The following is a 10188-nucleotide window of genomic DNA, read 5'->3' as shown; positions in this document are numbered from 1 at the left end:
GGGCTGGTCTGCGCCTGTGCAGCCCTGGCTTATGCGGAGCTGTCGACCATGATGCCGGCGGCGGGCAGTGCCTATGTCTATTCCTATGCGGTGCTGGGCGAGCTGTTCGCCTGGATCGTGGGGTGGAGCCTGATCCTCGAATATTCGCTGGTCGTGTCGGCCGTGGCCGTGGGCTGGTCGGGCTATGCGGTCGGGTTCCTGAACGGGCTGGACATCGGCGGGATCAGCCTGGCCCTGCCGGCGGCCCTGACCATGGGGCCGCACGCGGGCGGGATCATCAACCTGCCGGCGGTCTTCATCATCGGGGTTGTGACCGGCCTACTGCTGCTGGGCACGCGCGAAAGCGCCAACATCAACGTGGCCCTGGTGGTGATCAAGATCGTCGCCCTGGTCGTCTTCGTGGTGCTGGCCCTGCCGTCATTCGATGCGGCCAACTTCACTCCCTTCATGCCCGAAGGTTTCGGCGCGCCGTTCGTGAAGACGGGGGTCATGGCGGCGGCGGCCATCATCTTCTTCGCCTTCTACGGCTTCGATGCCATTTCCACGGCGGCGGAAGAGACGAAGAAGCCCGAGCGAGACCTGGCCATCGGCATCGTCGGCTCGATGCTGATCTGCACGGCCCTGTACATGGTGGTGGCTGCCGCAGCGATCGGGGCCCGGCCTGTGGCGTCCTTCGCGGCCAGCCCCGAGCCTCTGGCCCTGATCCTGCGCGACCTGGGGCAGGGGACGGCGGCGAAATGGATCGGGGTGTCGGCGGTCGTCGCCCTGCCGACCGTCCTCTTGGCCTTCCTGTTCGGCCAGAGCCGGATATTCCTTGGCATGGCGCGCGACGGCCTGTTGCCGGTGCGGCTGGCGCGGATCTCAACGCGCGGGGTTCCGGCGCTGGTGACCGTGTTCACGGCGGTGGTTGTGGCCATCCTGGCGGGACTTCTGCCGCTGGATGAGCTGGCGTCGCTGGCCAATGCGGGGACGCTGGCGGCCTTCTGCGCGGTCGGGGTCTGTCTGGTGGTGCTGCGGCTGCGCGATCCGTCGAGGAAGCGGCTGTTCAAGGCTCCGCTGTGGCCGGTGGTGGCGGCGATCACCATCGTCGGCTGCGTGGTGTTCTTCCTGAGCCTGAAGCCGATCACCCAGTTGGGCTTCTTCGCCTGGAATGCGGTCGGGCTGGTGATCTATTTCGTCTGGTCGTCGAAGAACGCCCGTCTGGCCCAGACCCCTTCAAGCCAGCCCTGATGGCGCTGCGGGACCTGTCGGGGGCGGTCGATTTCGGCGTGCTGGACCGCATGACGGGCGGTGACGATGCGATCGCCGAAGAGGTGCTGGGTCTGTTCACCGAACAGGCGGCCATGTGGTCGGCCATGCTGGAGCCCAAGACGGACGGCTGGCGTGACGCCGTCCATACCATCCGTGGGGCGGCGGCCGGGATCGGGGCGGGGCCGCTGGCCGCGATCTGCGCAGACGCCGAAATCGCGGATCAGGCGCTGGCCGCGCCCGCTCTGGACAGGGTCAGGACGGCGCTCGACACGGCTCTGGCGGACGTCGCGGCGTGGCGGCATGAGCTGATGTTGCGGTCCCTTCGCGGATAGGACGCTTCTGCTCGATGCGTTCGCCGCTATGCCGTCGTCCCGGGTCGCCGAGGACCGCGCCGCCTGCTTGGACGTGGCGGTGGCGGTGCTGAAAACAGGCCGCCAAACCGCCAAACCGCCAAATACCGGCTTCATGGGTAGAACGCGCTGAGCGTGCCGACCCGACCGGTTCGCCACCTCACCAGCGCGGAAGACGCCTCACAACCGAACATTTCAAAGACCGTTCAGGTGACGTGGTGATGAGCATAATCGAGCGCAAGGGCTGAAGAAGAATATATTCCTGTACTGTTCTCGCCACTGCTCCGTGCGCCCGATGGCGGGTGCGACGGACTTGAGAGCGTTCTAGCTTCGCGTCCGGTCGTAGACGCCGAACTCGTGGGCGATGCAGCGGTCGATCAGGGTGCGCCAGACGGGCTCGGCGATGTCGGGCGACAGGTGGTGGGCCTCGGCGGCGGCCAGGACTTTTGAAACAACGTCCTCGATGCGGGCCTCGTCGTGGACGGCCCCGCGGTCAGGCTTGATGCGGGCGGCGGCGTCCATGTAGCGCTGGCGTTCGGCGATCAGAGCGACCAACGCGCGATCCAGGGCGTCGACCCCCTGGCGCACCTCCACCATCGTCGTGCATTCGGACGGATCCAGACGCGGATCGACGGCGACGAGGGCGGGCTTGTGCATGGCGGGGGAACTAGCGCGGGCAGGGCGCCCCGCCAAGGCCCGATGCCTGCGACCTATCCGACGAACGCCCGTTCCAGCACATAGTCGCCGGGTTCGGCGTTCGACCCCTCCTTCAGGCCATAGGATTCCAGCAATTCGCCGGTCTCCTTGATCATGGCCATCGATCCGCACAGCATTACGCGGTCGGTATTGGGCGAGAACCCGATCGGGAGGCCCAGATCGGCGAAGAGGTCACCCGACTTGATCCGGTCGGTGATGCGGCCCGGCGTCTCGAACCGTTCCCGGGTCACGGTGGGATAATAGACCAGCTGCGCCCTGGCTTCGTCGCCGATCAGGGGATCGTCGTGGATCTCGCGGCTGAAGAAGTCGCGGTAGGCCAGGTCGGCGACGTTGCGTACCGTGTGGCAGACGATGACCTGTCCGAAGCGGGAATAGGTGTCCGGGTCGCGCGCCACGGCCAGCCAGGGCGCCAGGCCCGTCCCCGTGCCGATCAGCCACAGGCGTTCGCCGCCGGTCAGGGCGTCGAGCACCAGGGTTCCAGTCGGCTTCTTGCCCATCAGGACGGTGTCGCCGGCCTGGATCTTTTGCAGGCGGCTGGTCAGCGGCCCGTCGGCGACCTTGATCGAGAAGACCTCCAACTCCTCGGCCCAGCCGGGGCTGGCGATCGAATAGGCGCGCAGCACGGGCTTTCCGCCGTCCTCGCCCGGCAGGCCGATCATCACGAACTCGCCGGAGCGAAAGCGGAAATCCTCGGGCCGTTCGACGGCGAAGGAGAACAGGCTGTCGGTCCAGTGCCTGACCCATTTCACCGTCAGCCCGTGGAAGGGGCTGGGCTTGGGCGGCGTCACGGCTGCGGGGGAGAGGAGGGCGTCGGTCATCCCGGTCTGTTTAGGGACTGTGGCGCGGGTCCGAAAGACGCGCCGCCGCCGCATCGCGCCGGTCTGGCCGAAAAAATCTCGGTGACGGCGATAGATTGGCTCGCTAGCTATTGGGGATGCGCACAGTTCTTCTTGCTTCGACGCTGCTCCTGGCGGCCGGTTCCGCGATGGCCCAGACCACTCCAGACCCATCGATCCTCACGCCCGAGCGAGTGTTCGCCAACCCCAGCCTGAATGGTCCGGTGGCGCAGGGTGTCAGCCTTTCGCCGGACGGCCAGCTGGTCGCCTTTTTACGGGCGCGTGAGGATGATGTGTCGGTGCTGGACCTGTGGGCCGCGCCGACGGGGGCGGGGGAGCCGTTCAAGCTGATCGACGCGCGGGCGCTCGTTCCCGACGCCGGCGAGCTGTCGGAGGCTGAGAAGGCACGGCGCGAGCGGATGCGGATCTCCCAGCGTGGCGTGGTCGAGTACAGCTGGGACGAACAGGGACGTTTCATCCTCGCTCCGCTGGAAGGCGACATCTATCTGGCGTCGCGCGCCGACCAGAGTGTGCGCCGCCTGACGACGACAGCGGCCGACGAGATCGACGCCAAGGTGTCTCCGAAAGGCAATTTCGTCTCCTACGTCCGGGACCAGGATCTGGTCATCCAGGACCTTGCGACCAATACCGAGACACCGATCACCACCGACGGTGACGGCCTGATCACCTGGGCGACCGCCGAGTTCATCGCTCAGGAGGAGATGGACCGCGACACCGGATACTGGTGGAGCCCCGACGAGACCTTCATCGCGCTGCAGCGCACCGACGAGAGCACGGTCGACATCGTGCCCCGGCTGGACATCACCGGCGGCGGGGCGCGTACGGTGGAGCAGCGTTACCCACGCGCCGGGCGTCCCAATGCCGTGGTCGAACTGTACGTCCAGGACCGGGCGGCGGGAACGCGGGTCAAGGTCGACCTGGGCGCGAACGCCGACATCTATCTGGCCCGGGTCAACTGGTCCCAGGACGGCAAGACCCTGTACGTCCAGCGCCAGTCGCGGGACCAGAAGACGCTGGACCTGCTCAGCGTCGATCCGGCGACCGGCACATCCACGGTGATCGCGACGCAGACCTCGACGGCCTGGGTGCCTCTGACGAATGATTTCAAGACGTTGAAGGACGGAACCTTCATCTGGTCTTCGGAAGAGAGCGGTTGGCGGCATCTGTACCGCTATGCGCGTGACGGCCGCCGGATCGGCGCGATCACCTCGGGCCAGTTTCCGGTCAAGGGGCTGAACGGGGTCAATGAAGCAACCGGCGAGGTCTTCTTCATCGCCTCGATGAAGGACGGCCAGGAACAGCCGATCGAGCAGCAGATGTTCCGCACCTCGCTGGATGGTGTGACGCCCGTCGCGGTGACCCCGGCCGGCGGCTGGTGGGGCGTGTCGATGAACCGGACGGCGACCGCCTATGTCGGCAACTACACGGACCTTGAAACCCCGCCGCAGTCGGGGCTCTATCAGGCAGACGGCACCTTCGTGCGCTGGATCGAGCAGAACCGGCTCGATGAGCGCCACCCGATGTTCCCCTACCTGGCGCGGCGTCAGGCCCCGACCTTCGGCACGTTGCAGAGCCACGGCGAGACCCTGGTCTGGCAGATGACGACGCCGCCCGGTTTCGATCCGTCGAAGACCTATCCCGTGGTGATGCAGGTCTATGGCGGGCCGTCGGGCGGTGGGGTCAAGGTCGGCTGGCAGCCGGCGACCAATCAACTGTTGACCGAGGCGGGTTACATCGTCTTCCGCCTCGACAACCGGGGCGAGGGCGACCGGTCGGCCGCCTTCAAACAGGCGCTGTACCTGAAGATGGGTCAACCCGAGGTCGAGGATCAGGTGCTGGCCGCCGACTATCTGCGCAGCCTGCCCTATGTCGACAAGGACCGGATCGCGGTCATGGGCTGGAGCTATGGCGGGTTCATGAGCCTGATGATGGGCACCGAGCCGAAGATGGGCCTGGCCGGCATCCTGGCCGGGGCGCCGCCGACCGAGTGGAGTCTCTACGACACCCACTACACCGAGCGGTTCATGTCGACGCCCGAGGGCAATGTGGAAGGCTATGCGGCATCGGACGTGATCCCGCGCCTGCCCAACCTGACGGGGCGGCTGCTGCTGATGCACGGGATGGCAGACGACAACGTGATCCTGGAGAACTCCACCCGCGTCGTCGACGCGCTCCAGGCGCGGTCCACGCCGTTCGAGTTGATGCTGTGGCCGGGCCAGAGGCACGGGGTGCGCGGCAACGAACGCCAGTTGGCGCAATGGAGGATATATCTGGACTTCCTCGACCGGACGATCGGGACGCGGTCTCACACCCCATAATAATCCGCTCATCCCGGCGAAAGCCGGGACCCAGTTCTCTTGTGGCGCAAAGCGCCGGGATCACCGCCATGAGACTTCTCAACCCGTCATCGCCCAAAGCACTGGGTCCCGGCTTTCGCCGGGATGAGCGGAGGTGGAGGTTCGGCGTGATCGCGTCATCGCTCCTTATGGCTTTCGGAGCTGCCGTCCCCGCTCTCGCTCAAGACGTCGATACCACGCTGGCCGCCCTGGCCCCCCACGCGGCGGGCTGTGGCTACCTCCAGCCGGGCGAGGCGGGTGATGCAGGGACTGCAGCCGGTCTGGTCATCGCGGGTTGCGAACGGGATGCGGCGTCCAGCCATGCCGTCATCCGATGGGCGTCCACAGCTGACGCCATCGCCCACGGCGCACGGACAGCCGCCGGCCTGCCCATCCTGCTCAAGGACAATATCGAAACGCGTGACATGCCGACCACGGCCGGGTCCCTGGCGCTGGCCGCGAACGCCCCCGGCCGCGACGCCCCGCTCGTCACGCGGTTGCGCGACGCGGGCTTCTTCATACTCGGCAAGACCAACCTGTCGGAGTGGGCCAATATCCGCTCGACCCGGTCGGTCAGCGGCTGGAGCGCGGTCGGGGGGCTGACGCCCAACCCCTATGATCCGGCGCGCACCGCCTGTGGTTCCTCGTCGGGCAGCGCCGTGGCAGTCGCCGTCGGACTGGCCCCCGTCGCCATCGGGACCGAGACCAACGGCTCGATCACCTGCCCGGCCTCGGTCAATGGGGTGGTGGGGTTCAAGCCGACCGTGGGTCTGGTCAGCCGGACCCATATCGTCCCGATCAGCCATTCCCAGGACACGGCCGGGCCGATCGCCACCACGGTCGAGGACGCGGCCATCGTCCTGACCGCGATCGCCGGGTCCGACCCGCTGGACGCCGCCACGACCGAAGCCGACGCACACAAGGTCGACTATCGCGCGGCGCTGGATGCGAACAGCCTGTCCGGTGCCCGGATCGGCGTGCTGCGCTATGCCTCGAACTATTCGGCGGACACGCTGGCGGCGTTCGAGACCTCGCTTCAGGCGATGCGAGATGCCGGCGCGGTGCTGGTGGACATCACCACTGCCCCCGACCTGCGCACCATCGGCGGGGAGTCGTTCAAGGTGCTGATGTACGAGCTCAAGGCCGATCTGAACGCCTATCTGGCCTCGACGGACCCGGTCCAGGTGCCGACCCGGACCCTGGCCGACCTCATCGCCTTCAACGCCGAGACCCCCGCCGAGACCGTCCTGTTCGGCCAGGAGCTGTTCGAGCAGGCTCAAGCCAAGGGCGATCTGACGACCCAGGAATATATCGACGCCCGCGCCACCTCGTTTCGTCTGGCCGGGCCAGAGGGCATCGACAGGATGATGGCGGACAATGACGTCGTCGCCCTGATCGCGCCCACCACGTCACGCGCCTGGACCAACGACCGCGAGGACGATGACAATGCGCAGGGGTCAACGTCGACGATCGCTGCCGTTGCGGGCTATCCCCACCTGACCGTGCCGATGGGCTTCGATCGCGGAATGCCGGTCGGGATCAGCTTCATCGGCGGCGCGTGGGACGACGCGATCATCCTGTCGCTGGGCTACGCCTTCGAGCAGAAGACACACGCGCGGCGGCCGCCCAACTGATTGCGTCTCGGCTTGCCGGAGGCGGCGGGGTTATCCCCGGTAGGCGCTGACCTTGGCTTCCAGCGTTTCCGCCAGGATGCGGCCTGTGGGGTGGTCGTCGGTCTGGATTTCGTCGCGGACCACGGCGCGGATGGCGTCGATGTGGGCGTCGAGCAGGGCCTGGGGGGCTTCGGCGCGCTTGCCGGGTTCGTCCAGCAGCTTGCACAGGGATCCGGCCAGACGGGTGACCAGCGGATACTGGTAGGTGCTGCCCAGACCCTTCAGGTCATGGGCGCGGAAATAGAGCTCTTCGGCCGTCTCCGCGTTCAGACCCTTGGCTCGGATGGCGGCCTGGGCGGCGTCCAGCTTGGTGATCTCGTCCTGGAGCCATTGTCCGAACTGGGAGGACATGGCCTTCAGGGCCGCCTCGGCCTTGGCGATGGCGTTGGCGTCGATGCCGCCGAACCCGCCGCCGACCTTGAGGCGCAGGGTGTTGGGTGGGCGGATGACCTGGGCCGGATTGCTCACGAAGGAAGCTCCTGAAACGAACTCCCTGATCCTGCACGGGGGCCGTTAAGGAACGGTGACCCGCGAAATCAGGCCGTGAACTGTTCGGCCAGGACCCGCTCCTCGAACGAGCGGCCGGCGTCGAACAGCATGACCAGGTCGATGTCGCGGCGTTCGCGAACCTCGACCCGGGCGACCCGCCGGACTTCCAGACCGTCGGCGACGGCGCTGACGGGCCGTTTGTCGGCTTCCAGCACCTCGAAGCAGACCCGCGCCTCATGCGGCAACAGGGCACCGCGCCAACGCCGGGGGCGAAAGGCGCTGATAGGGGTCAGGGCCAGAACGCGGGCGTCCAGCGGAATGATCGGGCCGTGGGCGGACAGGTTATAGGCGGTCGAACCGGCCGGGGTGGCGACCATGCAACCGTCGCAGGTCAGCTCGTCCAGCCGCACCTTTCCGTCGATGGAGATGCGGATCTTGGCGCTCTGGCGGGTCTGCCGCAGCAGGGAGACCTCGTTGATGGCGAGACCGGAATGGACCTGACCGGCTTCGGTGGTGGCGTCCATCTGGAGCGGATGGATGACGGCGCGGCCGGCCTCGGCGATGCGGGCGGGCAGATCGTCCTCGTCGTAGTCGTTCATCAGAAACCCGACCGAACCCCGGTTCATGCCATAGACCGGTGTGCGGCGACTGAGATCGGCGTGGAGCGTCTCCAGCATGAAGCCATCACCGCCCAGGGCGACGATGATGTCGGCCTGATCGACATCGACCGAACCGTAGCGGGCCATGAGCCGTTCGCGAGCCTGCTGCGCCTCCGGCCGATCGCTGGCGACGAAGGCGAGGGTGGTCGAGGCGGTCATCGGGACGGCGAGGGGGGCTGGGCGTTCACGGCGTTAGGCAAAGCCGAGGCCGGGGCCGGTGTCAAACCGTATCCGCCGGCCGTATCAGCCGGTCATGTCGCGGAAGGCCTTGGCGGCGGCAGACGGCGACAGGGTCATGGCGGTCCAGGACGAGCCCTGCGCCTCGCCGGGCGAGCCCCGCGTCAGCTTTCTGATGTCTTCCAGGATGGCGGAGAATACCGCCCGGTCGATGCCGACGGCGGTGCAGGCCAGGAACAGGGCCTCGGGCGTCGGGCGCATGACGGCGGCGCGCACCTGGGCGATCGTGAAACCGCCCAGCGCCGCCAGACCATGCTCGAACAGACTGAGGCGCTTTTCGCGAATCGCGCGGATCAGGAAGCCGGCGCGAAGTTGTCCGGCGGACTGAAGCTTGTCGATCAGACGGCGCTCCATCTCCTCGCGTTCTGACAGGGTCGTGACCGGGACCGGGTCGCGCAGGCTTGAGACCGCGCCGTCGATGGCATTGGACAGGGCGGCGTCGTCGACACGGAACCGCTCGCCGATCGCCTGGCGCAGGGCGACGCCGACCAGGCTGTAGAGCTCGCGGGCCAGGGTCTCATTGAGACGCGGGTGGCGGGTGAGGGGCGCGCGCAGGGCGGCGACGCGGCGCGACTGCTCGATCAGGCGATGCAGGCCCGTTTCGCTGATCTCGGCCGTCCGGTTGGAGGCGAGCGCGGTCATGGTGGCCGGTTCGGCGGCGTCGATGATGGCGTCGGCGACGCGGCCGCTAAGCGCGGGGCGGCGGGCGACCTCGATCTGGTGCTCGATGGTGGCCTCGACCAGGATGCGCAGCAGGTCCTGATCACGGAGCAGGGGGCTGGAGGCGATGATCGGGCGGGCGATCTCGATCTCGTCGAGCGCCAGCATATTGACCAGGGCCAGCGGTGCCCAGTCGGCGCCGGCCAGGCTTTCGGCCAGGGATTTGCGAATGTCATGCTCGGCCTGGCGCGCCAGGGTCATGAAAATCTCGGTCAGGACCGGCGAGACTTCGGTACCGGTAGGCGTCGCGTCGCAAAGGGCGGCGACCCCGAGCAGCAGCCGTTGGCGGTCGTCGGTGGTGCGGCTTTTCGCGAGAGCCAGAAGTTCGGACGGGGGAACGCTGACCTGGGGAGCCGGGCGGAAGGATTGCAGGGCGGCGACGGCTGTCACGGGCGGGCTCCGGTCAGACTCGTGCGAGTCGTACATCCACTGTGCGGTTCCGGACGTGAAAACTCGGTTAACGAAGCCTCAACCATGCCGCTTTGCTTGACGAGTGGAGCGCGCGAGGCAACGGTGAGCGACGCCCGTCAGAGTCGACCGAGGAGTTTTGAACATGGCCGATGGAGCCGCGCACACGTTGAAGTCCCGGGTTTCCGCTGAGGAATGGCAAGCCCGCGTCGAGCTGGCTGCTCTCTACCGGCTGGTCGCCCTGCACGGTTGGGACGACATGATCTTCACCCACATCTCGGCGCGCGTGCCGGGGCCCGAGCACCATTTCCTGATCAACCCCTACGGCTGGTATTTCGAGGAGATGACGGCGTCCTGTCTGGTCAAGGTCGACCTGGACGGCAACATCGTCCAGGAGACGCAGAGCTTCATCAATCCCGCCGGCTTTACCATCCATTCTGCGATTCATGCGGCGCGCGAGGATGCGCATTTCGTGATCCATCTTCATACGG

10 protein-coding genes are annotated in these 10188 nt (G+C 67.2%); 5 read left to right on the top strand and 5 right to left on the bottom strand.

What is annotated here, in order from left to right; genetic code table 11:
- Nucleotides 1-1230 (top strand): amino acid permease (locus JHC99_RS14395; protein WP_292155102.1); only part of this gene is annotated, 1230 nt, incomplete at its 5' end.
- A complete protein-coding gene (locus JHC99_RS14390; protein ID WP_292155101.1) occupies nucleotides 1230-1583 on the top strand; it encodes an Hpt domain-containing protein in 354 nt (117 codons plus the stop codon). The genes JHC99_RS14395 and JHC99_RS14390, both read left to right, overlap by 1 nt.
- 342 nt (nucleotides 1584-1925) lie before the next feature.
- On the opposite strand, the gene JHC99_RS14385 is transcribed toward JHC99_RS14390, so the two are convergent.
- Entirely contained in the window at nucleotides 1926-2258 is a 333-nt protein-coding gene (locus JHC99_RS14385; RefSeq protein WP_292155100.1) for a chorismate mutase, read from the bottom strand.
- Nucleotides 2259-2311: 53 nt separating this feature from the next.
- Nucleotides 2312-3136, bottom strand: coding sequence for a ferredoxin--NADP reductase (locus JHC99_RS14380; protein WP_292155099.1), 825 nt, complete (start codon nucleotides 3134-3136; stop codon nucleotides 2312-2314).
- A 116-nt stretch (nucleotides 3137-3252) separates the two neighbouring features.
- On the opposite strand from JHC99_RS14380, the gene JHC99_RS14375 reads away from it, so the two are divergent.
- Both JHC99_RS14375 and JHC99_RS14370 read left to right on the top strand, forming a co-directional pair.
- Complete coding sequence (locus JHC99_RS14375; protein ID WP_292155098.1) at nucleotides 3253-5493, top strand: S9 family peptidase; 2241 nt, start codon at nucleotides 3253-3255, stop codon at nucleotides 5491-5493.
- A 146-nt stretch (nucleotides 5494-5639) separates the two neighbouring features.
- Nucleotides 5640-7145, top strand: a complete 1506-nt coding sequence (locus tag JHC99_RS14370; protein WP_292155096.1) for an amidase — start codon at nucleotides 5640-5642, stop codon at nucleotides 7143-7145.
- A 30-nt stretch (nucleotides 7146-7175) separates the two neighbouring features.
- Here JHC99_RS14370 and JHC99_RS14365 read toward each other — a convergent pair whose 3' ends face one another.
- The 3 genes from JHC99_RS14365 to JHC99_RS14355 all read right to left on the bottom strand — a co-directional run bounded on the left by JHC99_RS14365 (nucleotide 7176) and on the right by JHC99_RS14355 (nucleotide 9679).
- Nucleotides 7176-7652, bottom strand: coding sequence for an Hpt domain-containing protein (locus JHC99_RS14365; protein ID WP_292155095.1), 477 nt, complete (start codon nucleotides 7650-7652; stop codon nucleotides 7176-7178).
- 68 nt (nucleotides 7653-7720) lie between these two features.
- Nucleotides 7721-8491, bottom strand: coding sequence for an NAD kinase (locus JHC99_RS14360; protein ID WP_292155094.1), 771 nt, complete (start codon nucleotides 8489-8491; stop codon nucleotides 7721-7723).
- An 84-nt stretch (nucleotides 8492-8575) separates the two neighbouring features.
- Nucleotides 8576-9679 carry a DUF2336 domain-containing protein gene (locus JHC99_RS14355; RefSeq protein WP_292155093.1) on the bottom strand — a complete coding sequence of 368 codons (1104 nt, stop codon included), beginning with the start codon at nucleotides 9677-9679 and terminating at the stop codon, nucleotides 8576-8578.
- A 163-nt stretch (nucleotides 9680-9842) separates the two neighbouring features.
- Between JHC99_RS14355 and JHC99_RS14350 the strand changes: the two genes are divergently transcribed.
- The coding region (locus JHC99_RS14350) for a class II aldolase/adducin family protein (RefSeq protein ID WP_292155092.1) at nucleotides 9843-10188 on the top strand (346 nt) is incomplete at its 3' end.

The sequence above is a fragment of the Brevundimonas sp. genome (assembly GCF_016463485.1).
GTDB lineage: Bacteria > Pseudomonadota > Alphaproteobacteria > Caulobacterales > Caulobacteraceae > Brevundimonas.
Note: the sequence above shows the minus strand (reverse complement) of the source record. Positions and strands in the feature narration are given on the sequence as shown.

What these genes read in the sequence shown, in the direction of transcription:
- JHC99_RS14390 (WP_292155101.1), top strand. Translation starts at nt 1,230, where the DNA reads ATGGCGCTGCGGGACCTGTCGGGGGCGGTCGATTTCGGCGTGCTGGAC.
- JHC99_RS14385 (WP_292155100.1), bottom strand. Translation starts at nt 2,258, where the DNA reads ATGCACAAGCCCGCCCTCGTCGCCGTCGATCCGCGTCTGGATCCGTCC.
- JHC99_RS14380 (WP_292155099.1), bottom strand. Translation starts at nt 3,136, where the DNA reads ATGACCGACGCCCTCCTCTCCCCCGCAGCCGTGACGCCGCCCAAGCCC.
- JHC99_RS14375 (WP_292155098.1), top strand. Translation starts at nt 3,253, where the DNA reads ATGCGCACAGTTCTTCTTGCTTCGACGCTGCTCCTGGCGGCCGGTTCC.
- JHC99_RS14360 (WP_292155094.1), bottom strand. Translation starts at nt 8,491, where the DNA reads ATGACCGCCTCGACCACCCTCGCCTTCGTCGCCAGCGATCGGCCGGAG.